Origin of the sequence: Rhodococcus sp. IEGM 1351 (assembly GCF_030056875.1) — a bacterium.
Taxonomy (GTDB): domain Bacteria; phylum Actinomycetota; class Actinomycetes; order Mycobacteriales; family Mycobacteriaceae; genus Rhodococcus_F; species Rhodococcus_F opacus.
The window spans coordinates 34,629-57,144 of sequence record NZ_JASHKU010000016.1 but is presented as its reverse complement, the minus strand read 5'-3'; the positions used below and the strand labels follow the sequence as shown (position 1 = coordinate 57,144).

Annotated in this window: 23 protein-coding genes and 1 pseudogene; 2 read left to right on the top strand and 22 right to left on the bottom strand. The window is 65.9% G+C overall.

All coding sequences use genetic code 11. The annotated features are described in order from the left end of the window. Positions 1 to 29: 29 nt before the first annotated feature. The 3 genes from QM806_RS25855 to QM806_RS25845 are packed head-to-tail and all read right to left on the bottom strand — an operon-like array spanning position 30 to position 1,339. Complete coding sequence (locus QM806_RS25855; RefSeq protein ID WP_283293243.1) at positions 30 to 713, bottom strand: 3'-5' exonuclease; 684 nt, start codon at positions 711 to 713, stop codon at positions 30 to 32. Continuing rightward, the gene (locus QM806_RS25850) at positions 710 to 955 is read right to left on the bottom strand and encodes a hypothetical protein (RefSeq protein ID WP_283293242.1); all 246 of its coding nucleotides are present in this window, start codon (positions 953 to 955) and stop codon (positions 710 to 712) included. Before QM806_RS25850 ends, QM806_RS25855 begins: the two co-directional genes overlap by 4 nt. Positions 956 to 985: 30 nt before the next feature. Beyond that, positions 986 to 1,339 carry a hypothetical protein gene (locus QM806_RS25845; protein WP_283293241.1) on the bottom strand — a complete coding sequence of 118 codons (354 nt, stop codon included), beginning with the start codon at positions 1,337 to 1,339 and terminating at the stop codon, positions 986 to 988. A gap of 286 nt (positions 1,340 to 1,625) precedes the next feature. On the opposite strand from QM806_RS25845, the gene QM806_RS25840 reads away from it, so the two are divergent. Further along, the gene (locus QM806_RS25840; protein WP_005257276.1) at positions 1,626 to 1,871 is read left to right on the top strand and encodes a helix-turn-helix transcriptional regulator; all 246 of its coding nucleotides are present in this window, start codon (positions 1,626 to 1,628) and stop codon (positions 1,869 to 1,871) included. A 306-nt stretch (positions 1,872 to 2,177) separates the two neighbouring features. On the opposite strand, the gene QM806_RS25835 is transcribed toward QM806_RS25840, so the two are convergent. After that, complete coding sequence (locus QM806_RS25835; protein WP_283293240.1) at positions 2,178 to 3,401, bottom strand: cytochrome P450; 1,224 nt, start codon at positions 3,399 to 3,401, stop codon at positions 2,178 to 2,180. A 263-nt stretch (positions 3,402 to 3,664) separates the two neighbouring features. On the opposite strand from QM806_RS25835, the gene QM806_RS25830 reads away from it, so the two are divergent. Continuing rightward, positions 3,665 to 4,435: a hypothetical protein gene (locus QM806_RS25830; protein ID WP_283293239.1), complete on the top strand. Its 771-nt coding sequence runs from the start codon at positions 3,665 to 3,667 to the stop codon at positions 4,433 to 4,435. A 158-nt stretch (positions 4,436 to 4,593) separates the two neighbouring features. Here QM806_RS25830 and QM806_RS25825 read toward each other — a convergent pair whose 3' ends face one another. From QM806_RS25825 to QM806_RS25745, 18 genes and pseudogenes are all read right to left on the bottom strand, one after another. After that, positions 4,594 to 4,866, bottom strand: a complete 273-nt coding sequence (locus QM806_RS25825; protein WP_283293238.1) for a hypothetical protein — start codon at positions 4,864 to 4,866, stop codon at positions 4,594 to 4,596. A gap of 64 nt (positions 4,867 to 4,930) precedes the next feature. Then, positions 4,931 to 5,467 carry a hypothetical protein gene (locus tag QM806_RS25820; protein WP_283293237.1) on the bottom strand — a complete coding sequence of 179 codons (537 nt, stop codon included), beginning with the start codon at positions 5,465 to 5,467 and terminating at the stop codon, positions 4,931 to 4,933. Further along, a complete protein-coding gene (locus tag QM806_RS25815) occupies positions 5,464 to 6,090 on the bottom strand; it encodes a hypothetical protein (protein WP_283293236.1) in 627 nt (208 codons plus the stop codon). Before QM806_RS25815 ends, QM806_RS25820 begins: the two co-directional genes overlap by 4 nt. 75 nt (positions 6,091 to 6,165) lie before the next feature. Continuing rightward, the gene (locus QM806_RS25810) at positions 6,166 to 7,011 is read right to left on the bottom strand and encodes a DUF6884 domain-containing protein (protein ID WP_283293235.1); all 846 of its coding nucleotides are present in this window, start codon (positions 7,009 to 7,011) and stop codon (positions 6,166 to 6,168) included. Between the two features lie 90 nt (positions 7,012 to 7,101). Further along, complete coding sequence (locus QM806_RS25805; RefSeq protein ID WP_283293234.1) at positions 7,102 to 8,340, bottom strand: hypothetical protein; 1,239 nt, start codon at positions 8,338 to 8,340, stop codon at positions 7,102 to 7,104. Positions 8,341 to 8,546: 206 nt separating this feature from the next. After that, the gene (locus QM806_RS25800; RefSeq protein WP_283293233.1) at positions 8,547 to 9,641 is read right to left on the bottom strand and encodes an ADP-ribosylglycohydrolase family protein; all 1,095 of its coding nucleotides are present in this window, start codon (positions 9,639 to 9,641) and stop codon (positions 8,547 to 8,549) included. Beyond that, positions 9,638 to 9,808: a helix-turn-helix domain-containing protein gene (locus QM806_RS25795; RefSeq protein ID WP_164709583.1), complete on the bottom strand. Its 171-nt coding sequence runs from the start codon at positions 9,806 to 9,808 to the stop codon at positions 9,638 to 9,640. The genes QM806_RS25800 and QM806_RS25795 overlap by 4 nt, the downstream gene beginning before the upstream one ends. 65 nt (positions 9,809 to 9,873) lie before the next feature. Next, positions 9,874 to 11,880 carry an ADP-ribosyltransferase gene (locus QM806_RS25790; RefSeq protein WP_283293232.1) on the bottom strand — a complete coding sequence of 669 codons (2,007 nt, stop codon included), beginning with the start codon at positions 11,878 to 11,880 and terminating at the stop codon, positions 9,874 to 9,876. A 319-nt stretch (positions 11,881 to 12,199) separates the two neighbouring features. After that, entirely contained in the window at positions 12,200 to 12,478 is a 279-nt protein-coding gene (locus tag QM806_RS41775) for an ATP-dependent DNA ligase (RefSeq protein WP_502943891.1), read from the bottom strand. A gap of 883 nt (positions 12,479 to 13,361) precedes the next feature. Then, positions 13,362 to 13,820 carry a hypothetical protein gene (locus tag QM806_RS25785; RefSeq protein WP_283293231.1) on the bottom strand — a complete coding sequence of 153 codons (459 nt, stop codon included), beginning with the start codon at positions 13,818 to 13,820 and terminating at the stop codon, positions 13,362 to 13,364. A 669-nt stretch (positions 13,821 to 14,489) separates the two neighbouring features. After that, a complete protein-coding gene (locus tag QM806_RS25780) occupies positions 14,490 to 14,918 on the bottom strand; it encodes a hypothetical protein (RefSeq protein WP_283293230.1) in 429 nt (142 codons plus the stop codon). Beyond that, the gene (locus tag QM806_RS25775; protein ID WP_283293229.1) at positions 14,915 to 15,712 is read right to left on the bottom strand and encodes an HNH endonuclease family protein; all 798 of its coding nucleotides are present in this window, start codon (positions 15,710 to 15,712) and stop codon (positions 14,915 to 14,917) included. The genes QM806_RS25780 and QM806_RS25775 overlap by 4 nt, the downstream gene beginning before the upstream one ends. Before the next feature lie 9 nt (positions 15,713 to 15,721). Further along, positions 15,722 to 15,997, bottom strand: coding sequence for a hypothetical protein (locus QM806_RS25770; protein WP_283293228.1), 276 nt, complete (start codon positions 15,995 to 15,997; stop codon positions 15,722 to 15,724). A 43-nt stretch (positions 15,998 to 16,040) separates the two neighbouring features. Next, positions 16,041 to 18,032, bottom strand: a complete 1,992-nt coding sequence (locus QM806_RS25765; protein ID WP_283293227.1) for a cutinase family protein — start codon at positions 18,030 to 18,032, stop codon at positions 16,041 to 16,043. 179 nt (positions 18,033 to 18,211) lie between these two features. Beyond that, the gene (locus tag QM806_RS25760; RefSeq protein ID WP_283293226.1) at positions 18,212 to 19,009 is read right to left on the bottom strand and encodes a hypothetical protein; all 798 of its coding nucleotides are present in this window, start codon (positions 19,007 to 19,009) and stop codon (positions 18,212 to 18,214) included. Continuing rightward, entirely contained in the window at positions 19,009 to 20,889 is a 1,881-nt protein-coding gene (locus tag QM806_RS25755) for a hypothetical protein (RefSeq protein ID WP_283293225.1), read from the bottom strand. Before QM806_RS25755 ends, QM806_RS25760 begins: the two co-directional genes overlap by 1 nt. Beyond that, positions 20,889 to 22,106 carry a DUF2637 domain-containing protein gene (locus QM806_RS25750; protein WP_283293224.1) on the bottom strand — a complete coding sequence of 406 codons (1,218 nt, stop codon included), beginning with the start codon at positions 22,104 to 22,106 and terminating at the stop codon, positions 20,889 to 20,891. Before QM806_RS25750 ends, QM806_RS25755 begins: the two co-directional genes overlap by 1 nt. Positions 22,107 to 22,270: 164 nt before the next feature. Beyond that, positions 22,271 to 22,498, bottom strand: a pseudogene (locus tag QM806_RS25745) (DUF2637 domain-containing protein); the annotation flags it as partial. Between the last annotated feature and the right edge of the window lie 18 nt (positions 22,499 to 22,516).

The following is a 22,516-nucleotide window of genomic DNA, read 5'->3' as shown; positions in this document are numbered from 1 at the left end:
CCGGAACCGACGGTGTCGACGAGGCCGCGTCAGCCGGGCAGGACGCAGTCTGCGAACGGTTCACCGGAAGGGGTCGTAGCGACCGCGTCACGGCGGTGAGCGGCGTCTCGGCCGCAGGAGGGTACAGGAGTGCCGGTAGGGCCGTCTTCGATGCCCTGGAGGACTGTGCGGGCGGCTTCTGCGTCGCCGCAGGCGCGGTGCGCACCGTCGAGTCGGATGTTCTTCTCGACGCCTTCGGCCTGGGAGCGCTTCACCATGACGCATCCCCACCGCTCGGTGTCGGCCAGGTGCAGGGAGTCGAGGCCGTGGCGGTGGCAGTCGTGCAGGATGCGACTCTGATCGAATTCGGCGTTGTAGGCGAGTACGACCCGGTCCGCGGTGACCGCTGCGAGGGCGGAGAACACGGTTGGCCAGTCTGGAGCGCCGATGAGCTGGGCGGCACTGATGCCGTGTACGGCTGCCGCCGCGGGGTGAATCTGCACGTCGCCGGGATCGACGAGGGTGTCGAGGAGGACGGCGCCGGTGGCCGCGTCGATGACGGCCACCTCGAGGATCGATCCGTCGAGGTCGCTGGTCTCGGTATCGAGGATGACCGCATGGCCCGGGGCGAGCATGCGCGTCGCCCATTCCCGGGGGCCGTTGCCTGCTGCGGTCATCGTCTCCTCCTCGGTGGCCATCGTGACGGCACCCTCCGACATGCAGTTCGGGGTCATCGGGATACCTCCTCGACGACGGTCACCCACTGGTCGGGGCCGTAGGGCACGGCGGCAGGGAATCCGTCGGTGACGATGGCGACGTGCACAGTGGTGGTGTTGACGCGGTCGATTTCGGCGACGGTGTAGTCGTAGAACTCGTCCGCGGTGAACGGCTCTGGCCAGTCGGCATTGCGTTCACGCACGACGTCGCCGGGGCGCAGGTCCAACACGTTGCGGCCCTGGACGAGTTGATCGGTCATGATTCCCCCTAGATTTGCTGGCATTGCTGTTCAGCGCTCGGCGAGGCTCGCGGCCGTCCATCCGTCGACGAAGTCGGACATGATCTTGCGACCGAGCCCGTCGCCGACGGTCAGGCCTTCGAGAGCGCGGCGCACTACCGCACTGAGGGCAGGAGAAAGGGTCTCCCCCTCCGCGTGTGCGGCGCGTCCGACCTCGACGAAGTCGACGGGGCGCAGTTTGGACGGATGGGTGATCCATCCACCGTCAGGCGTGGCGTACGGCTCGGGCACCACTGGCAGCAGGACCACCGATGCCCGCGACCGCGCTACCACGGTGTAGACGCCTGGGCGCACGGTCCACGCGACCAGGTCTCCCTTCGCGCACTCGATCGGACGCGTATTCAAATCTGCTTCCTGCGTCATTTCGCACCGTCTCCCCTTGGCGAGGCTCACCTTCGAGGATCACCTTACAGCGTTATGCTGTATTGTCGCAAGCGTGAAGAGATACCCCATGCCTCAGACAGGAACGCTGGCGTTACATCCTCGAGCTGTAGGGTCTAGCGCATGGAATCCCCGCGTCACCGGACTACGCCCGGCTGCAGGCCGCCCTGCACCGGTAAGTCGTCATCGTTCACTCGGCCGTACGTCTGCGACTCCGCGGCCTCGGCCATTACCTACCCGGAGATCTGAGATGGCCAACCCAAACAGGCTCACCTCGCAGGAGTGCATCGACCTGATCAAGGCCGAGTCCGGCACCGAGATCTCCGCCTCGACGTGGCGCTCGTATGTCGCCCGGGGGCAGGCGCCGGCCCCGGTCGAGAAGATCGGGCGAACGCCGCTGTGGAAGCGCGGCGAAGTCATCGAGTGGGCCAACAACAGACCCGGGCAGGGCGCGCGCACCGATGTGCAGAAGCCTCGGCGCCGACGCTCAGAGTGATTGACGTTCGCCCGCATTCGATGTCACTGGAGTCAGAATTTTGCCCTGAGCTGCACAGATGACATGTCCCGGCCCCGCCGGCTATCTCTCCCGACCCCAGAACGCCCCCGTCCACGCTGGGAGGACGGGGCGTTTCGGCGTTCGGAGACTCTGCCGCTAGACGATTCTCCGAAGTCGGATACCGGAGTGAGCGAGTGACACTGGTGACTCTTCGATGTCCCGTTGGGAGTCAGAGCGGAGGGGACATGCCATCTTCGCAGGTCAAGCTCCTTTTGCCCTGCGGTCGAGGTGACGCCTCGGGCACCGTCAGTCACGTGTCCGGACTGGAAGTGAATCGATGCCGCTGACGAATGCGGAGAGCAGCAGTTCCGGTTCGCCCACCGCGTGGAGTGCGGGGTGGGCGGTGAAAAGTTCTTCGAGCATGACGCGCAGCTCCAGCCGTGCGAGGTTCATGCCCAGGCAGTGGTGGATGTCTTTCGCGCCGAACCCGAGGTGCTTGCCTGCGTTCGCCCGGGTGATGTCGAACCGGCCCGGGCCGTCGAAGATGCGTTCGTCGTGGTTCGCGGACAAATACCACATGACAACCTTGTCCCCCGCCGCGATGTGGGCGCCGCCGAGCTCGGTGTCGACGGTCGCAGTGCGCCGCATGTAGGGCACCGGGGAGGCGAAGCGGATCACCTCGTCGATCGTGTTGTCGATGTGGCCGGCGAAATCGGCGAGCAGCAGTTCTCTCTGGTCGGGGTGCTCGCTGAGCAGATGCAGCGCCCAGGCCAACGCCTGCCGGGTGGTCTCGAAACCCGCGGTGATCAACAGGATGACGAACGAACCGAACTCGGCCGGGGTGAGGGTCTCCCCGTCGACCACCGTCGACACCAGCCGGGACGTCAGATCCTCGCCCGGGTCCACCTTGCGTTTCTCACCCAGCTCGAGGGCGTATCCGTAGATCTGGCCCAGGCCGGCCGCGCCGCCGGGTGCGGTGACGAACTCCTGATCGCCCCCTCCGGCGATGACGTCGGCCGCCGCGGCCACGATCATCGGCCGGTCGTTCTCCGGGATCCCGAGCAGCTCGCAGATCACCTGCACCGGTAACCGGGTCGCGACGTCGGGGATGAAGTCGAACACCGCATCTCGGGGTAGGTCTGCGGCGATTTGCGCAGCGTAGCCGCGGACCCGCTCGGCGATGCCCCGCACCGAGGCCGCGGTGAACGCCGATTGCACGATGCCGCGCAGACGCCGGTGACGGGGGTCGTCCATGGCGATCATCGACATGGCGAACTCGAGGATCTCGACCGGGACGTCGTCGATGGTGAAGCCGTTGGCCGAGGAGAAGACCTCCGGGTTCCGGCTCACCGTCACCACGTCGTCGTATCCGACGACCGACCAGAAGCCCGGACCGGCTGTTTCCGTGTGGAACTCGATCGCCGGCCGCTGACGAAGCTCCTCGAACAGGGCGAGTCGGCCCGCGAAACTGCGATCCCAGAACGCGCGTGAGGCAGGCGTGATGATCTTTTCGGACGCAGAACCCGTCACCGGTCCCCCTCGGTCGGTCGAACAGATGCCTGCGACCCTACTGGGGAAGTAAGGGTTCGGCCGCGTCGTTGACACGAAAAGGGTGCTCCTGAGGTGGTTGAGTGGGGACATGATCATCGGCGTGTCCGAGTTCTAGAAGCGGAGCTCGGCCACATTTTTTCACTTCGGTTAGGCCACACTGATGAGGCATCGCCGCAGGTCAATAGCTATCATCCAACGGTGCTCCGGCGGTGTGTCGGAGATGAATTGGGGAGGATCGACCTGTGACGTTGAGGGTTCGGCTCGGTGACCTGCGCGATCATCCGTTGGGGGTGACCGAGGCAGGGTTTCGGGCCGAGTTGACCCAGCAGGATGCCTTCGCCCGAGGTCGCGGCCCCTTTCCCGGTGATGCCGGCAGCGGCCGCTCCGAGCGTGAACTGTTCGTCACCGCGCCGGACGACGAGGTGCTCGCGGTGGCGGCGATCACCGGTGTCCGCGAGTACGACGACGAACTCGTCGTCGACGGCGACCTGGTTGTCGATCACGAGCGGGTGGGGACGCGGCTGCTGATACGAACCGAGGCCGAGAACGTGTTCTCCTGCGCGGACGAGGAATCGGCGTGGGCGGGCTCGGTCGAGCGGGCCCGGTGGGTGTACGTGCGGGCGCTGGTCAAGGTCGCAACGGTCAAGACGGCTTCCTACGATCGCCGGATCGCCGGCGCGGATCCCGCAGCCGATCCCGAGGTGACCTTGGCGACTGCCGATGAGACGATGCAGGCGGTTCCCCGGTACGTGATGATCCACCGCAGCGGAAAGCTGCGTCTCGGTGGACCGTACGCCGACACCGCAGACTGGGACGGCCACGTCGAACCCTGGACGGACCACGGATACGTCGATTGCCTGCGCCTCGACGACGTCCTGGGCACCAGCGGCGACCTCGACATCGACGTGCTTCGGCCACTCACCTCACGGGTCGCCGCCGCGGAACTCCTCGAGTCGATGGGATGGGACAAGGTCATCCGCCGATTCGTCGACGCCCGCACCACTGCGCGGTAGTCCACCGGGAAGCGCGGTTTGCGCCAGTAACCCCGCTTGACCTGCAGTGATGACACGTCCCCGCGCGTCTGGGGTCCAGACGAATCGGCTGACGTGATCCTCGCCCACCACAGAAGAAACCCCAGCCCTGGGAGGGGCTGGGGTTTCGTTATCCCAGTTCAGTTCTGACGAAGATCCCTGTATGCGAGCGTCCGGGTAGTGATCGTCTCACTGAGGTCGGTGACCGCCGTGGCCGGCGTCGTCGGGGTGGTGGCCTGCGCCGCGACCAGACGCCCGATTCGCCCTGCTGCCTGTTCTGCTCGTTCGGCACGCTCGGCGTCGAGCTGCGCAACGGCATCCGCGGCGGCGAGTTCGGCCGACAGCTGCGATACTGCGGCGGCCGCGCACCGCAACGCCTGAACTGCATCGGCGATTCGGGCGCACGACAGCACGTAGGTCTGGTCGTCCTCAGGCGCAAGCGCGCCGTTACCGGATTCGCCCGCCGCGGTGATGGCGTCATGCAGCTGTGGCCGCGAGACCCCGGGAGCCGATGTCCCAGATAGCCGCCCGCAGGTCCACGTCGGTGAACAAGCCTTCTCGCCACGCGCGGGAATCCTTGATCGTTTCGACGGTCAGGACAGCGTCACTCATGAGTTCGCGCACCCCGTGAGGTGCAGCGGCCAATTGGTTGCCGGTGATCTCGTTGGGCTTTCGCTTGTCCCTCACTGCACCGAGTGCTGTCATGCCGCCCACTGCAGCGCCCCCCACGAGGACTGTCGCCGTGGTTGCGCCGGCGAGTGTCCAGAGGGCGTCGGAGTGGTCGGTGAGGAAGCGCGCCTCGACGTCCGCGAAGGCTGCCAGCGCAACCGTGGCCCCGGCGAACAGCAGCGGGATCGCCGTCAGAATGGTTCCGCCGATCGAGAGCACGACGATGCCGAGCAAGACGCTCATCAGCCCGTCGTCCGCTGGGCGGGCCGGCGGCGGTTCGGATTCCTTCAGGACGACCGTGGCCCAGTCCAGGGAGGTCGCCGCGATGCTGTTGTCTTCATTCATCCTCGTCCGCCTCCGTGTCCTCGCTGCGCCATCGCGCGGTCAGATACCTGCAGTCGGTGCTCTTCTCGGTTCAGCCGCCATTTCTGGGTGCCCGCAGCACCAGCAGCGATCACCATGACGGCAGCCATGAACACAATCGCAACGGTCGCGCCGAGGTCGTCCGTCGTGGTCTCAGGCGAGCGTTCCCCAACGCTCAGGCTGGCCACCAGGAGCAGCACGCCGAACTGGGCAATGGATCCGCCCATGAGCCACACGAGTCCGACCAACAGCGGCGGCATCCAGTGACGGCGGTCGGGGCGGCCGGACGCGGCCCGCAGCTCGTTGTCCAGCGACCATGCGCGGCGTTTCGAGTACAAGCTCGCGACCGCGAAGCCTGTTCCGACCAACACCGTTATGCCGAAGAAGGCGAAAATGGTCGTGGCGGATAGTCGCGCGCCGAAAAGCCCTGTCACCCCGGAGTAGAGGAACAGCAGGCCGTAGAGCGCGACGAGCGACATGGCTGCGATCGTCGACTGGTTCTTGGATCGATCCCCGTCACTCCAGCTCCGCACGACCCCACGCAGCGGATACAGCGCCCCGCTCAGAAACGCCACCCCCAAGGCGAGCATTGCAACGATCAGCATTCTTGTCTCCTCCCTACCAAGATTGGGCATGAGTTGCCCGGTGGAAATGTAGCGCGGGGTACCCACATGTCTGGGTCATGCCGACTTCTGATGCAGGCCAATGTGGTCGAGGCCTCCACCGGCGGCGATTCCTGCAAGGCGCTGCAGCTGTTCGCCCATGCTGCGGCTGCCGGCCAGCGGAGTGCGGGCGTGCGGCCACACGGCGGTGACGATCCGGGTGTAGTCCTGCCCCGCCAGCACGACGACGTCCGGGGCGCCGAGGAGTCCTCGGTTAGCGGCCTGGGCGTGGACGGTGTCGGCGGTGACGGAGCCGGGGCGGCCGAGGCGCATTTCGTACGGGGCGACGACTGTGTCGAGGTCGAGTAAGCCGTGCAGTCCGGAGAGTATTTGGATGCTGTCGAGGGGTGCCAGTCGGCGGGCAGCCTCTTGGCAAAGTCGGTGGTAGGAGCCGGTATAGAGGGCTCCAGCCGGGGCTGGCTCGTCGCGTTTGCGTCCACCGCACGGCACGATCACCAGAGGTGAGGCCTCCCCGTCGGTGACGGGGACGACGCCATGTGCGGGGACCGCTGCGACGGCCGTGTCGTAGGCGATGTGGTCGGCGAGGGTCCATGTCAGCCATTCCCAACCGGGGCGTCGGTGCAGGCTTGTGACGCCGCGGTAGTGGGCTTGTGTGAGGAACGGCGTGTGCCACAGCAGCAAATCGGTATTCGGCAGGCGCATTTCGATGCCGTCGTGTCGGCGGAACAGGGTGGTGGTGGGGCCGACAGACAGGGGGATGCCGCCGTACTGGCCACCACCCTTGGGGCCGATGCCGGGGCGGGAGAAGATCAGGCCGACTTCGAGAACCAGGTCCTTGCCCGGTTCCGGCGGGGTGAGGGTGGGGTCGTTGTAACTGAAGTGCGGGCGAATCATTGGAGGCATGGCGGAGTCCTTCCGGGGCGGTGGCGGCGGCGGGAGGCCGGGGTGATCCGGTCTGCCGCGCCGTGTCTGGGGTCTGCTCTGGGGTGTGCGCTACGCGGCGGGTTCGAGGTCCTCGAGCTTGGCGCGGGTGACCACGGTCTGGTCCTGGCCGCGGAACGTTTCGTGGTCTTTGACGGTGGCGCGCAGGATCCGCACCCGCTGGCCGGGCTCGAAGTCGCGCAGCCCGGTGGCGAACCACTTGACCAGCTGGTTTCCCCCGGTGGTCCGGAGCACCAGCAGGGTCTTGGCGCCGTAGTGGCCGTCGATGATGCGGGAGACGGTCACGGTGGCGTCGAGGTCGGTGACCTTGGTGCCCTTCGGGGCGACGAATCCGGGGGCGATGGTGGCGCGTTCAGCCTCGTGCTGCTGATGTCGGGCGTAGACCGCGACCAGCGATGCGGCGATTCCCACCGATTTCGCGGACACGTAGTCTCCGGCGAGCAGGGTGCGCAGGTTCATCCCGTAGTCGCTGGCCGCATCGACGGTCGAGGCGGAGGCCAGGACGGCGTCGATCAGCTCGGGCTGCTCGGTCCGGATCCGGCGGGCCTCCGCCGCCCCGTCTTCGAGTTCGCGGCGCACCTCGCCGTCGCGGATGTACGCCAGTCCCCACACTGCGGCCGCGATGGTGTCTGCGGTCGCGGGGATCTCGCGGTCGCGGGCCCGGGCGCGGGAGATGTAGCCGCGGCCGCCGTTGGAGAAGGCCAGTGCGAGGGCGATGGTGTCGAGCTTGTGTAGCGTCCGATCTCCGCGGGTTGCCGGTTCGCCCCATTCTTCGCCGCCCAGTGCGGGCAGGTGCTCGTCGAGGTCGTATTCGAGGGTCCACAGTCCGGCGACTTTCACCCCGAGGAAGAGGGTGATGCAGCTGGCGCCGACCTGCTTGATCTCGCCGGTGTCGGTGTGGCGCAGCACGTACAGCTTGGCGCGGCGGCGGAACTTGCCGCAGTAGTCGCAGTGCGGGGTGTCCGGGCGACTCCAGCCGTCGAGGTTCTGCCCTGGTGCGCAGAAGGTCACGTAGCCGGCTTCCTCCTCGACCAGGCGGGCGACGAACACCCAGCCGTCGAATCCGATCCGCGGGGCGGACAGGGTCAGGCGCACCCGCTGCTGTGCGGTGGTGATGCCGAGGGCGTTGGTCTCCTCGCGGGTGTAGGGGTCGAGGTCGTAGGTGAACCGGTCGGCGATGTTGTTGCGCGCCAGGCGGGCGTTGGCCTTGTCGATCTGCGCCAAGGCCTCGTGCAGGTTGGTCATCGGCAGGTCGTACATCACGGCTCCCCCGTTGTCTTCGTGATTCATTCAAGAATTACCTTACAGCGTCACGATGTTATGTCAAACCTGGGGAAGTACCTCCGGGCGGCGCGAGAGGTTCAACAGATCAAACCGGCAGGGCGGCCGGGGTGGCGCCTAGATAGCGAAATGCCCGCCGGCACAGGTCGTGCCGACGGGCAAAGCGCTGGGCGAATCCCGATCAACGAGCTGGTGGCGGCTCGTCGATATCGTGTTTACCAGTGCAGACGACACGTCCCCTGACGTGCCGCAGCGGCGAGCTCCTCGGCGTAGCGGGGTTCGAAAGTCGGATTGAGTCCGCTCGCTGCCCAGTAGTCGGGCTCAGGGTGCGCGGAGCCGATGATTCCGCCGGCGATACAGGCGATGGAGTCGGAATCGCCGTTGCTCGTCGAGGCCCAGGCGAGCGCCTGGGGGCCGGTCAGCGCGGGAACGTCGCCGCCCGGGGCGGTAGCCATGTCGGCGACCAGGAGAGCCAGGGCGGCGGCGCTGGCCGATTCCCAGCCTTCGCCGATGCCGGCGCACGGGTCGCCGTAGCTTGCCGGCTCGACATCCTGCAGTCGGTCCCGATTGTCCGCGGCGCGCATCAGCGCGTCGGCCACGTCGTCATTCAAGCCATCTACCAGGAAAGATGACACGTCCCCCGCGATCGGGGCGAGGACGTCCTGCAGGTAGGGGTCCTCGGTCCAGGTGCTGGTGCCGTTGTAGATCTGCGCAGCCGTCGTGAGGGCATGCTCGAGGAACTGTCCGCGCTGGCCCGGGGCGTGGCGGGTGGCATCGGCGAGCAGAAGCGCCGGAACGACCGCCCGAGGGTGCTTGTGGGTGATCACGGCCTGCAGGGCCGTGAGACCCAGCCAGTAGGGCTCGGGGCCGAATGCGGTGGGGACCAGGCGCATGACGGCTCCGCAGCCGGCGGACTCGACCGCCCCGTCCCTGTCGTACCAGCGGGCGCCGGCACGCAAGTTGCGCAGCGACTTCATGCAGGTGCGGCCTGGGGCGCGGGTGTTGTCGGGGTCGACCTGCCACAGGAAGAACTGCCGGGTGATGGCGTCGGTGACCGCTTCGATGTCGGCGAAGTCGGTGACGTCGTTGAGGGCGTGGTGCACGGCCAACGTCATCTGCGTGTCGTCGGAGACCGTCCAGGTCCCGGCCGGTGGGGCGACCGGGTAGGCCGGCATCTGTGCGTAGCTGGTGAACTCGACCTGGTATCCCCAGGCGTCGCCGGCGGCGAGGCCGGTCAGTGCGTTGGCGTACCGGATGGCGAAGCCCTCGGTCGGTGTCGCGTCTTGGTCGATCGACGGTGTCACGGTCATGGGGTCTGTCCTCGTGCGATGGCGTTGGCGGCGGTGCGGACAGTTTCGATGTCCATGAGATCGAGGTCGGCGACGCGGCCGAGGTAGTCCGCGATCGCGTCTGGGGTCATGCCTTCGTCGAGGTGCCGGCGGATCTCGTCGAGCTGCTCGTCGTTGAGTGCGGCCATCGTGGGGGTCCTTCCGTCAGCCCCTTCGAGGAGGGGACGTGTCATTTTGGCTGCTGAATATGGATTTAGGCGACCTTCGTGGCGGAGCTGCCGCCGTCTTCGGCCTCGGCGACGAGGTCTTCGGCGACCATGTACACCGTTGGCCGGCCGCTGATGCCGTGGTGGTCGACCTTCACGCACCGCAGGTTGGTACCCATCGGCAGGACGACCTCGTCCTCGGACGAGTAGTTGGAGATGGACTTGACGGGAAGTCCGTCGCGGGTGCGGACGACCATCATGTACGGCGGGTGGCCGGCGAAGTTGTGGGCGGTGCCGTGGTTGGTGCTGAAGCTGGTCACCTTGCCGATCTCCATCCTAGAACCGACGGTAAACGTCGAGTCGATGTACTCCTCGGTGGTGCCCTTCCACCCGCTGGGGATCTGCGTGCCGCGAACCAGCGTCATGGGTGTCGTGTTCGGATTGTGCTCACGGAACTTGTCGAACGCTGAGTCCAGCTGGGACACCACGGTCTTCACGTGTCCAGAGGGGTTGGCGTCGCGGCCGGTGATGGCGGCGTTGATCGAGCGGTAGCTGCCACCGGTGTAGGTCGTCAGTGCGCTGCGCTCCTTGTAGCTCAATACCTTCTGCACGAACGCTGTGTTTGAGGTGGTCAGCGCGCCGATGTTCGACGTTTGCACATGGCCCCCCGGCCCGACCTGGAAGCCCCACGACTTCAGGTCACCGGCCCGCTGAGCGATCACGACGTAGTCGTCGGCAGTTTCCCTGCCGTAGGCGCGGATTCCACTCCGCCAGAGGCTGGCGTGCTTGTCCGCGCCGAGACTCTGCGGAGGGATCTCGTGGTCGAAATGCGGAATCGTGCCCCCACCGAGGGTCGGTGTACCGAGTGCCCGGCGGTGGGCCTTGGCGTAGGCGGCGTCGGCCTCCGCCTTGCTGGCGCCATCGGCGAGGGCTTTCGCGCGCGCCTGCTCGCCAGCCTTTACTGCAGACTGTTGCCGCAACGTCCGCCGGTGCCGTTTGATGCCGTCGTGGATGTCTGCGCGGACCGGGCCTCCACCGGCGGAATCGGTCAACTTGTCCTTCGACTCGGCCATCTCCTCATCGATGACCGCCTGCTGCGCGGCCGGAGTGGACGCGAGACCTGAGGCAGCTCGACGCGCCACTTCGAGTGCCACGTCTCCCTTCATGGCGTGCGCCTGTCTCTGCAGCTCGGTGGCGTTCGCGGGTAGCGCTTCTGGTTCCGACAGGACGGGAATGCAGTTGGCCTTCGCGAGGGCATCGTTCTTGCCGGTGGCCTGGCCCACTGGATGGTAGGCGTCGCCCTTGCGCTGCAGAATGATGAAATCCGAGGACCCGCGCCGGTAGATCGCGGTGCCGCCATCGAGGACACGGCCCTCGACCTCGGTGACACCGGACCCGGTTTCCATCGCGATGGTGCCGGCGTTGTAGACGCTGGTGTCCCGCGGTGTCGACGACAGGGTCGGCTGTCCGCCCTCGGCCAGTGCCTTTGCGGCTTCTGGTGCGGCGCGGCGGTTCACCGACCGGGCGATCGCATCGACCTCGTCATCCGAGAGCGAGGCATAGTACGCATCACGCTCGGCGCCAGTGGCCATGTCGTCGCGCATCCCGAACTTCGCCGCGTCCAGATCTTCCCGGGCCTCGACCTGCCTGCGCTTGGCGTCGAGATGCGCCTGCTTGACGTCGTCGAGGTCCTGCTGCTTCGTTGCGACGTCGGACGGTGAGCCGGTGCCGTCCTCGACGGCCTTCTTGGCCTTCCTCAGTCGGGCCCGAATTCGGTTGACCGCCTTGCGGGCTTCCTCGGCCTCGGCATCGACGTCGGCGAGGCGTTGCTCGGCCTCATCGAGAGCTGCCTGCGCCGAGGTGATCTGCGGGCCCGTCAACTTCGCCCGCTCGGCCTCGGCGTGGGCGATCAGCAGTTTCGCCGACGGCGGGTTCGCGTGCACACTCGGCATCGGGGTGTCCCCCAGCACCGACTGGTCGATGCCCAACGCGGCCATCAACTCCGGCAGAATGCTCGGTGGCGCCGACTGCACCGCGGCCGCTGTCTCGACCATCCCTTGCTCTTTCAGGTGGTCGACGACCTTCTTCCGGGCGTTACGGCCGTGCCGGCGGTTCGCGTTCGCTTTCGCTGCGGCACTGTAACTACCGCACCCCGGGCACCGGCGGGCTCCGTGTGATTTCGAGCGACACATGAGCGCAGAGTACTGGGGAGATGACATGTCCCCTCCCCCCTGGGTCGGTATGTCGGGAACTGATGGCGGGCAGTGAGAGAACCGGGCGGCAGAACCACGTGGCGATGCCTGTCCGCCTACTGCTGTTGGTCTGATTTCTTCGGGTCGAACTTCAGATCGATTCGCCCGTCCGGGTATACGGTCAGGTCCATTCGCCCATCGCCGCGGAGCACGGTCGGGCTCTCCCCTCAGCGTCGAGCACAACGAGTTCGCCATCGAGGATTGCTCGCCGACTACCGACCGCACTGTCCAGAGCTTCCACGACCTCCGGGTAGCACTGCCCGACGCTGCTACCGCTCCGAGACCACCGAACCGGGGAATCACCGCAGGTAGAAGCCACGATGCGGCAGCCGTCCCACTTGAACTCCGCAGCCCAACGCTCGTCCGCTCCCAGAGGAGGGGCTCCGAGGGTCGCGAGCATCGGCGCGATCGGCCTGTTGGCTGCTCCGCCCATCTGCCGATTGCGCTCCGCGATCGTCGACCCGCGAGGCGTTTTACGTCTCTGAACTGGAGTTATGCCCCGGCCGGCTTCCCTCCGGACCGGGGCACAGCCAGTATAGCAGCGAAGTCGAACATATGTGCGAAGATTAGAAGGTGAGGTCCATAGAAACCGCCCCTGGCCAGTGCCCCAACGGTCACGATTTGATCGGCGGAACGTGCCTGGTCGGGTGGGAGGTCTGCGGGTGCGCCAGCGCCGGGCACGGAGGGCACCGCACGTACTTCTGCCGCGTATGCCGCACCACAGTCCGGATACCTCCGTGCGCCGGCCCCGACCCTCAAGCGGACCGGTGGGCAACTCCAGACAAGTTCGATCGCTGACCGATCAGGATGAGCCGCGGCCCGCCAGCCTCCGGTGTGTTTCAAACTGACGGGCCCGGCATCCGCGCACAGAGCGCGGTAGTCCGTCATCGTAACTGCAACCGAGGCAGCAAATCCTGCGAATCACGTCGCGAGTGGCCTTCCGCTCTTTGCTGCGAAGTGCGCCCGTCGCCAGCGGTTTCAGGTCGACCAGGGACGGGGTCGGGTCGTGATGGGCGCTTGCAGTCAGAGAACAGCCGAGAGTGAATTTCCTCGGTGATACTCACCCGGCGGAGATCAGCGGCGCTCGTCATCGCATCGTTTCCTCTCGACTTTGACACGCAGTGAAGGGGACGTGTCATTTCCCCAGTTCAAACGAATGATCGACGGCTCCAGTTCGTCCCATGAGGGGATGGGCTGATCGACAAGGCATAGGAAGCGCCCCAGCTGGTAACCAGACTGGGGCGCTTCCGGCGCGCTCAGGTGCCAAGGGGAGGCTAGAGCGGTCATTGCGGGCTCGGGGGGAGGATCCCGCAACGCCTACAGAACACGAAGCTGCCACCGATTTCAACACAAGTTGTTACGCGTGTGACTGGATCACGTGAGGTCATTGCCAATACCCGTGAACGCGCCTCCATGTAGCGGGCGAGGAGGGTGAGCATCTCGGCATCGGGGTGGGCCAGTTCGGGCAGGTCTTTCGCACTGACGATCTGGGTATCGAGAGCTGCGATCTGCCGGCGGCATTCCTCGATCGACTCCGGGGTAACTCGGTCCGCGTCCAGGCGGTCGGTGAGCTGCCGGATCGAACCGCCGAGGCTGAGACCAGGATTCTGGGTGGTGTTGTCGTTTCGGCGGGCCGCGACCATTTGCCACCATTCGTCCAGCTCAGCCACAAGTGCAGGCTCGTCACCGACGGCACGCAGGGCACGATCGACGGCCGCGGCGTCGGTGATCTCCCCGTCCAAACATCCTGCTCGGGTCAGGATTTGCCCGAGTTGGTGGTTGGCGAGTTCGTCTCCGTGACTCCACCAGAACAACACCATGCCAAGTACCCGTCCCGACCGGTTGGACTCCCCCATCGCCTCTCCCTTTCGCTGACGACTGGTCTACCACGGCTCCGCCTGCGGCCCGGCCGCAGGTTCATCCTGGTCGGTCCGCCGCCGACTGCGTTGCCGCGCACATTGGGCAACGTGTGGTGCCGTCGATGATCCACCCGTTGGTCTGCGCGAAGCTGCACGCGTCGGATTGGCCAGCCACTGCGGCGGTGAACCGGTGCTCGCACAGATCACAACGGATCGTCCAGCCATGTCTTCCACCGGATCGCGTCAGTGTTTGAACAGCCATGCCTCCCCCAAGCTTTCACGTACTGTGCCCCCAGCATGGCACACATCAACTTCGGGGGGAGAAGTCAGGATCGACCCTCCGCGGGCGTCCTTTGCAAGTCGAGAGAGTCTCCCCAACACAACACCGCCCCTGCCCGCGTGGAGGCGTAGAAGATCCACATGAAGAGAGGAATGGTGTGTGTTCCTTTCACAAACAGCGTTGGCACCGGTCTGAGTGACCGGTGAGCGTTGTTGTTCGTGTCGTTCTCCATACCGTCTCGGTTGGGGACAAGGGTTTTGGGGGCCAGCCTGTCAGGCGGTCACCTGCGCTGTTCGTTCTGAGATCTCGGACAACACGTGTTCGGCGCGGTCCTGGGCAGTCTTGGCGCGGCGGGTAAGCCAGGTGCGGATCGGCCTGAAGGAATGAAGTACCGACCGGAGGATCTGCATGACGACGGGGAACACGGCTCCGCAAAGCGCGAGTGCGGCGAGGTTTCGGAGGATCGGCAAATCGAGTTGATCGCTCAAAGTACTGAGAACCCCTGCAAATAGCACGAAGAGAGCTATCTGGATTCCCAGCAACCCACCGACGAAGAACTGCTCACTCCCCTTCTGCCGTACTACACGACAAAGGACCTTCCTGTCGGCGCGCCTCAGGCGCAGCTCGCGGTTCCTCAGCCCGCTTACGCATTGTTCGTCGATAGGGAGTTCACGTTGGACTCCATCGGCGTTGAGGGTCATCTGAGACTCCTTCTTGTCGTTGTTGATGTTTCGGCTGGTCGGGTGCACTCACGGCGTGCTGCGTTGACGTCGCCGGCGGTGACGGCCAAGTGGTATTTGGCGGCGACCGTCAGGTATTTCTGCGCGTATTCGCACCTGAATGCGGTGTTCGGGGGAAGCCAGGTATCCGGCCCCTGGTCCGATTTCGCCTGGTTCGCTTTGCCCTCGGATGCAATCAAGTTCGAGGCGGTGTCGTTAGCGAAGGCGACGCGTTGTTCCGGGGTCCAAGTGGCGGCTCCGGCTCGCCATCCTCTCGCGAGGGGATAGACGTGATCGACCTGCACAGCGGAGGGCTTCTCGGTCGAGAACGCGATCGTGGTGCCGGTGTAAGGGTCGATGAGTGTGCCCGAGATGACCTTGCAGTCATGGGCGTTCGGCTTGTATCGCACGTCGCTTAACTGGGATCTGAGGATGTCGTTGCGGGTATCGCAGCCGTTGTGTGAGTCCGGGCCGGTGTAGTTGTCGGTCCAGGATGGACCGAAGACGCAGCCGTTCCCTTTGCCGCAGTCGCGGTCGTATCCGGGCACTGTGGGAAGTTCGTCGACAACGGTCAGCGCGGCAATCAGCTGGTCGAGGCCTGGTGCGGCATCTGTTGGGGCAGGTGCAGGTTCTTCGGTGTCGGCCACCGTGAAGACGTCAGCCAAGGTGGTGTTCATGTCTGTGACGACGGCAAGCACGCTCTGCTGGCCGACGAGCGCGAGCGCCGCAGCGGCCAGAATGGAGCCGCCGGCCAACGCCCGGAACTTGTTCGCCATCAGTTCTCCTCAGTTGGTCGCGGTCGCGCCGTCGGTGAACAGGCCCAGCTGGTTCCGGCGCAGCTGCGTTCGCGTGAGCGTGCCGTTGCCGAGCGCGGCTGGGCGGAGGCCGACATGAAATTGGCCAGGGTTGTGCGGACAGGCGAACACCGCGAGTCCTTTGGCGCCGTGGTGGCGCTGCTTACGGACCTTCTTGGCGTCGCCGCGAGCGAGGTAGCCGCGTTGTCGGCACTGTGCGCACCAAATCCACCGTGCGGCGGGATTGTGTGATCGGTGGGTAGTCATGACAGTTCGCCTCTCTACGTGCAGATTCGGTGTCGGAGGCGGGTCACGCAGCCCGGCCGATTTGTAGGTTGAGCCAGTCGGAGAGCCACTTGATGGCGCTGCGGCCGGCGTTGTCGACGACGAGATTTCCGTAGTCGGTGTGCGCACCGGAGGTGAAGAAGCTCGCGGCGTTCAGTCCTTCTCCGACCAGGGCGGCGAGGTCGTCTGCGCCCTGGGTGCTGGCCATCGTGGTTAACGATCCGGTCAGGCCGGGTAGGTCGACGTTCTGTGCCTGGGCGGTGATCGCGTTGGAGGCGGTGTTCGTCTGTTTGCCCAGGAGCGCCACGTCGGTCTTGGTGGCTTTCCCGCTGAGCATGTTCACCGCCACGGAGGCAAGATCGAGACCGACCGGCAGCAGCCCGGTCATTGCCGCTCCGGCGCCGAGCGGGTCAGGTATCTGTCCAGGGGGTGGAAGCAGCTTTTCGACGGCCGCCCAGGCTATTTCCTGGATCTGACCGACCAGATTGGCAAGCCGGACGATGTCAACGTTCCCCAGGATCGAGGTCACCAGGGCGGCGATCTGCGTGTACCCGGTCGGATCGGGAATGACAGAAAGGATCTGGGAGACCCACCGCAGGTCGACACCCGCGGCCAGCCGGACCAACGGCGAGAAAAGGTTGTTCAGCTCCCCCGCGATCTGGTGTGCCCCGCGCGCGTCGAGGGCGGCGACCTTCTGCGGGAGCAGGGTCAGGTTGCGGAGGATGGCGGGGAGGTCGAGGGCGGTCACGTTCGTCACCACATTGAGCGCCTGGCCGACGACGACGCTCGGTTTGAGCACCGACAGCACACTCGATGCGGACGAGAGCGCGTCGGCGGGCGTGGCGGCCAGCGGTGCGACCTGGGTGCTCAGTGTCCCTGCCGCGGTCGACAATGCGGTCGCGTCCGGCGAGGCGGACGGCAGGGTGGTGGTCCCCGATTGCACCAGCGACGACGCGGTGTCCGCGAGTTTCGCTGCGGTGGTCAGTGCGCTCGACAGATCCGCTTGAGACGCGACGCCGAGGACCTGTCCGGCGGCGTGCTCAGCCGTGCCGGGCGCTGCGGTGGTCAATTGTGTGGTGGCTGCAGAGTTCGCGGCGCCACTCGCAATCAGATCGGCCACCGGTGTGAGCGTGTTCATCAACGAGGTGGCGGACTTCGCGACCTGGGCGACGTCGATCGTGCTCGCGCTGCTCTGCTGGGCCAACGACGTGGTGTTCGCGCCGATCCCGGGTAGGTCGGCCTTGGAGAAGTCCGAGGTCAATGCGGTAGCAACGGTCGAATTTCCGCCTGCCGCGGCAGCATCGGTACCGGTGCTCGGTGACTTGCTCAGGATGGAGCCGAGCGATCCGAGCAGGGGGTTCGAGCCCTTCTGGATCGAGCAATACAGGTCCTTGCCGGAGTAGCAGATGGACGCGACGCGTCCGGAGAGTTTGCCCATCCCCTGCGGGCGCGGGTCGGCAATGCCGGTCCCGGTCGAGCGCGGACCGACGACAGCGGCGCCTTTGGTGCCGGCACCGGGGTCGGCCAACAGTCCGACTGCGAGTACTCGTTCGGGTGGGATGGGGCCGTTGCCGTTGCCGATGGCGGAGGCCAGATCACCGGCCGCGTCCGCGCCCTGGGAATAGCCGGTGATCGTGAACTTCGTTCGCGCGCACCTGCTTGCCTCATCGGATAGCACGCTGTCTGCCCTTGCGCGTGCGTCGGACTTGCTGTCGGCGTAGGTGTGGCCATTGTCGAACGCGCGGGCCATGTACGGGAGGGTGTAGACCTCGGCCCGGGCCCCCTGTGTGGTCTTGATGGCGTCGGCGATCGGTTTGAGCATGCCCACCGGCACCGAGGGGTCCGCGGTCTCGTTGGTTTCCCAGGTTCCGGGGATGAACAGGTTGTATGTGGCGGCGCACCCCGCCGGGTCTGCGTGTGCGATGGCAGGGGCGGTCAGCGCGGCCGTTCCGGTGGCGACCGTCGCGGTCACCGCAGCGGCGAGTACGCGGCGAGCGGTCGGACGTGTGGCAGGCATCGATACCTCATCTACCCGGCGGACAAGTGGTGGTGCACCCGTCGGTAGGCAGTACCGCTTGTCCCAGCCGGCCATGCCCACGTCGAGGTGAGGGGCACAGTGTCGTGAGTTGGCGCGGAAATCTCCAGCAGCCCTGTGGATAACTCAGTCTGCCCAGCCTGGGAGGCTGCGGCTGGATGTTAGATCCAGTCGATGTGGACGGAGTCGATGTGGTCGAAGTGGAATCCGAACTGGTCGCTGTACGTGTCGAAGCCCTTGTTTTCGGGGTAGTCGAGGGTGGCGTGCCGCTCGAGCAACGCGACGACGCGGGCGTGATCGTCGTTGGCCAGTGCGGCGGCGAGTTCGCGGGACTCTTCACTTGTGAACGGGGTATCGGAGTTCGCGAAGTCCAGGGTGCGGATGCGGTAGTCGTAGCCCTCGTCGGCGCCGTTGCGGACCATGACGCCGCCCTTGACGCGGATGACCGCCTTCTTCGGTGTTCCGTCCGGGCGCAGCACGCCGGCGCGTTTCATGATGTCCTGCGCCTTGACGTTCTTGAGTTTCTTGCTGGCGTCGGCACGCAACTCGTTCGTTTCCCCGGATCGGTATCGGGAGACGGCGGAGCGGGACCGGCCGATCTTGGCGGCCACGGCATCGATGCCGCCGAGGCGTTCGATCGCGGCACGTCGTTGGGCTCGTTCGACGACGTCCGGGTGGGGGATGCGGCCTTGTTGCGCCCACCGGCGCAGCGTGCGAGCGGACGGGGGTGTGCGGCCGGCATCGATCGCGGCCTGCCGCAGGCCCTCGTTGCCGAGTTCCTTGCGCAGTTGCTTGACGGAGACCTTGCTGGTCAGCCCTGCCAGGCCCCCGCTCTTGACCTGCTTGGATTTTTCGACGCCGCTGGTTGCGGCGTTGGCGACGGATACTTTGAGGCCGTCGAGGCCGACCGCCTCCTGTGCGGGTTTCTTGGTGCGCGGCTTCGGAAGATGCAGGGCCATCAAAGATCCCCCTCCTCTTCGTCTTCGTCGGCGAAGGCGGCCTTGATCGCCAGATTCACATCGTGCACGTCCTGGGCCGAGGTGAAGGCGGACAGGAGTGTGTCGGTGAGGACCACGTCCTTCTCGACCGACATCTTCCCCAAAGCGTCGCTTGCGTCGGCGATGTCCTCACCTCCTGAGAGGAGGTACACCCAGGAGTCGGTGACGGTGCGGACCGGCCAGCGGCCGTGCTGGCGGGCGATCCGCATCGCCACGCGGCGGCCGCGCCACCGGCAGTGCGCGATGATCGCCGCACGCCACAAAGGCTGGTGGTGGTGTTGCATCTGCTTGGCAGTCCACATGTCCGGGTTGACCATCCGCCCGATGTAGCCCTTGTAGCAGGAGCCGATGAAGCTCTTCATTGCGGCGTCCTCGGTGTCCACCGCCGTCTTGCGGGCCTCGCGCAGGATTTTGGCCCACTTGTCCAGCGTCCGGCCCTGCTGTGGGTAGACCCAGGCCTCGGTGATGTCGAGGTCGTCGAGGTCGGCGCCGATCCCCCCATCAGCGACCGGTTCCCGCAGGGCGTCGAGGCTGACCGAGGTGACCCACGTCTGCACCGGCTGGTCCGCGAGCATGTGCGGGTGCGGCAACGGGAGTTTCTCGGGCAGCGACAGTGTCTGCGCGGGCGGCAGGGTGATCCGCCACAGGCCAAACGGGGCCCCCTTGTCCCCCACCGTCGCAGCTGTCGCCGCCCCGCCGGTCAGGTGCTGGGGTTGCCCGTAGCCGAATTCGAGCATGCCGGCGGATGCGAGGTAGGCGGCGCGTTGGTCGATGGACACCAACCGGCTCGCCCCGTCCACATCCTGCGCGTCGGGTACTCGGGTCCAGCCGACCGCGGGTTCGAGGTCGCCGCGTGGGGGCCCGTCGAGCGGTGGTACCGGGCCGGTGGTTGCCACAACGATGCCTTTGCCTGAGCGGGTGCGTTCGCGCTTGATCTTGTCGAGGATCGCGGCGCCGGTGCGGGCCGGGGTCGGCCCTGGGAGCACGCCGAGGTTCTTCGCGGACCAGGCCAGCCGGCGCCCGAGTTCACGTGCGGCCGGCAGGTCGTCGTCGGGGAGATACGTTCCGGCGGTGGGTGAGCCGAGGATGCCCATCTCGCCGACCCGGTTGTTCCAGCCGAAGTCCTTGTTCCAGTATGTCCACACGTACGGTTCGATCACTACGTCGACCATCGAGGTGAATTTGCCGATGCTGCGGGACAGGTGCACGACGTGCCCGGGATCGCCGCGCAGCTCCCATCCTGCGTTGAGCATCGGGGTGAGGGTGGCCTGCAGGACGGCGGTCAGGCCGGAGGCGGCGCGCGTGCGCAGCGCCTCCATGTCGTCGAAGTCGTCTTCGCTGCCCGGATCGATCACCCACCCCAATGCCTCGCACGCGACCTGTCCGACGATCCACACCTGAGGCGGGGCACCCAGCGGTGTCAGGGAAGCCCAGCGAATCAGCTTGTCCAGTTTCTCGACAGAATCGACCGGACCGGTCAACTCACGCCCGGACGGCGTGTACGTGCCCGCAGCGGTCACGATCAGGGCGTGCCCGTCGGCTTCCTCCCCCACCGGCAACGACTCCCACACCGGCGTCGACGTTGCGGGTGCCTCGACTTCATCGTCGGCAACACCGGCGTCCGTTGCGTCCGCCTCCGACGTTGCGTCGTCACCGACCTCCTGGAGCGCAATATGGGCTTCTGTTGCGTCCGCAACGGGTGAGTGTTGCACCGCAACGTCGGATTCGGTGGTCGTTGTTGCCGCACCGACGTCCGTCGGCACCTCCTCCTCGTCCGCCTCGCCGGCGGTCAGGTCAAAGAGCGCGAACTGATCGTCGCCGCCCTTGCCCGGGCGGGACATCAGCGTGCCCCCACCAATGCGTACTGCTGGTCAGGCGTTGCCGCAATGCGGCCATCAGTTGCGTCGTCGACCTCGGGCAGCGGCGGGGTCCGGAATCCGGCCTCCACGGCACGTTGCTCGACCTTGACGAAGCGACGCATTGCGGTGGACGCCGCCTTGGCCCGGGTAGTCGTCGCGATTTCCGCGTAGCTGAGGTTCTGGGTGATTCGGAGACGGGCAGTTTCCTTGACGACGGGCTCGAAGTCATCGCAGTTGTCGATGAAGTCGAGGAGGTTCTCGATGGTCTGTTCCTCGTCCGGCAACACGTAGATCTCCTGGGAGTCCTCGTCCGGCGCATTGCGGACGACCCCCCACTCCCCCTGGTCAACCTCGGCAACGCTGTCGGCGTCCGCAACGATCGGTGCGGAACCCGCCGCAACAGCAGGCTCAACAGCGGCCGCAATGTCTGCCTGACTCTCAACCAGCCCGGCGTCGTCGACGACTGATGTCGCTCGCGTCGCCGCCTTTGCAACGCTTGCTCGGGTCGTGGCCGCAACGTCGTTGGCAACGTCGTTCGGGGCAACACCACTCACGTCAGCAACAGGCATCGATGCAACGTCTGCCCTATTGCGCTCGTAGTACGACGGGGCCTGCCGAATCGGATCGTTGTGGCGTTCGGATTCCAGCTCGTTCGCCTGCTGTTCCTGGTCGCGAGATTCTTGGATGAACGCGTTGGAATCGGCGTGGGCGTTTCCAATCGCCTTGATGAGGACGCCGACGCCGTGGGTAAAAGCTAGGACCAACAGCGGCGCGATGATCGCAATGAGCGCAGCTCCAGTCGGGGAGAGAGGCGCGTAACCCAGATCGACTCCAGCGGCGACCTTCTGTGCAGAGCGGGTTGCCCATTGATCTGCGTGGTACGCGTTGCCGAGGACACTAATGAGCACCACGACGACAGCGAGCGCCATGAAGAACTTCTTACCTGCCGCATTGCCGCTGATCTTGCTCAGCGCAACGACGGCGATCGTTGCGCCCAGGATTGCGCCGTCGACGATCAGTGGGAAGATCCACGCGAGTGAGTACGGAATGCCAGCCTGCTGAGCGAGATCACGCAGAACTGCGAAAGACAGCACGAACGCGCCAACGGTGATTCCCACCGCAAAAGTGATCGCCAAGAGCAACGCCACAATGAGGCCACGGAGCTGGATTCGTGCTGCTCGGAGATTAAGGTCGGTCATGATCGGGTTTTCCTTCCACGGGGTCCCGGTCGACGAGGCCCCTACCGCACTAATCGGCAGGGGTCTCTCTATTGGTCAGTCGTCAGTGAACGGACGCCCCGGAGGGAGAGACGTGCACTCCCCACCGAATGCGTTGCGGTTGCATTGCGCCGCCCGTCGTTGCGGTTGATCATCCTGAGCGCAACGACGGCGATCGTTGCGCCCAGGATTGCGCCATCGACGGTCACGGGGAAGATCCACGCGAGTGAATGGGGAATACCCGCTTGCAATGCGACGTCGCGTTGCATAGCGAAAGACAGCGCAAACTCACCTGCGGTGATTGCCACCGCAATGCTGATCGCGACGATGCCTCGGGGCTGGATTCGTGCTGCTCGGAGATTAAGGTCGGTCATGATCGGGTTTTCCTTCCA

What these genes read in the sequence shown, in the direction of transcription:
- QM806_RS25755 (WP_283293225.1), bottom strand. Translation starts at nt 20,889, where the DNA reads ATGTCCCGCCCGGGCAAGGGCGGCGACGATCAGTTCGCGCTCTTTGAC.
- QM806_RS25800 (WP_283293233.1), bottom strand. Translation starts at nt 9,641, where the DNA reads ATGACCGTGACACCGTCGATCGACCAAGACGCGACACCGACCGAGGGC.
- QM806_RS25810 (WP_283293235.1), bottom strand. Translation starts at nt 7,011, where the DNA reads ATGCCTCCAATGATTCGCCCGCACTTCAGTTACAACGACCCCACCCTC.
- QM806_RS25780 (WP_283293230.1), bottom strand. Translation starts at nt 14,918, where the DNA reads ATGACCCTCAACGCCGATGGAGTCCAACGTGAACTCCCTATCGACGAA.
- QM806_RS25775 (WP_283293229.1), bottom strand. Translation starts at nt 15,712, where the DNA reads ATGGCGAACAAGTTCCGGGCGTTGGCCGGCGGCTCCATTCTGGCCGCT.
- QM806_RS41775 (WP_502943891.1), bottom strand. Translation starts at nt 12,478, where the DNA reads ATGCTCGCGACCCTCGGAGCCCCTCCTCTGGGAGCGGACGAGCGTTGG.
- QM806_RS25805 (WP_283293234.1), bottom strand. Translation starts at nt 8,340, where the DNA reads ATGAATCACGAAGACAACGGGGGAGCCGTGATGTACGACCTGCCGATG.
- QM806_RS25790 (WP_283293232.1), bottom strand. Translation starts at nt 11,880, where the DNA reads ATGGTCGAGACAGCGGCCGCGGTGCAGTCGGCGCCACCGAGCATTCTG.
- QM806_RS25815 (WP_283293236.1), bottom strand. Translation starts at nt 6,090, where the DNA reads ATGCTGATCGTTGCAATGCTCGCCTTGGGGGTGGCGTTTCTGAGCGGG.
- QM806_RS25795 (WP_164709583.1), bottom strand. Translation starts at nt 9,808, where the DNA reads ATGGCCGCACTCAACGACGAGCAGCTCGACGAGATCCGCCGGCACCTC.
- QM806_RS25840 (WP_005257276.1), top strand. Translation starts at nt 1,626, where the DNA reads ATGGCCAACCCAAACAGGCTCACCTCGCAGGAGTGCATCGACCTGATC.
- QM806_RS25855 (WP_283293243.1), bottom strand. Translation starts at nt 713, where the DNA reads ATGACCCCGAACTGCATGTCGGAGGGTGCCGTCACGATGGCCACCGAG.
- QM806_RS25750 (WP_283293224.1), bottom strand. Translation starts at nt 22,106, where the DNA reads ATGACCGACCTTAATCTCCGAGCAGCACGAATCCAGCTCCGTGGCCTC.
- QM806_RS25765 (WP_283293227.1), bottom strand. Translation starts at nt 18,032, where the DNA reads ATGCCTGCCACACGTCCGACCGCTCGCCGCGTACTCGCCGCTGCGGTG.
- QM806_RS25770 (WP_283293228.1), bottom strand. Translation starts at nt 15,997, where the DNA reads ATGACTACCCACCGATCACACAATCCCGCCGCACGGTGGATTTGGTGC.
- QM806_RS25850 (WP_283293242.1), bottom strand. Translation starts at nt 955, where the DNA reads ATGACCGATCAACTCGTCCAGGGCCGCAACGTGTTGGACCTGCGCCCC.
- QM806_RS25760 (WP_283293226.1), bottom strand. Translation starts at nt 19,009, where the DNA reads ATGGCCCTGCATCTTCCGAAGCCGCGCACCAAGAAACCCGCACAGGAG.
- QM806_RS25820 (WP_283293237.1), bottom strand. Translation starts at nt 5,467, where the DNA reads ATGAATGAAGACAACAGCATCGCGGCGACCTCCCTGGACTGGGCCACG.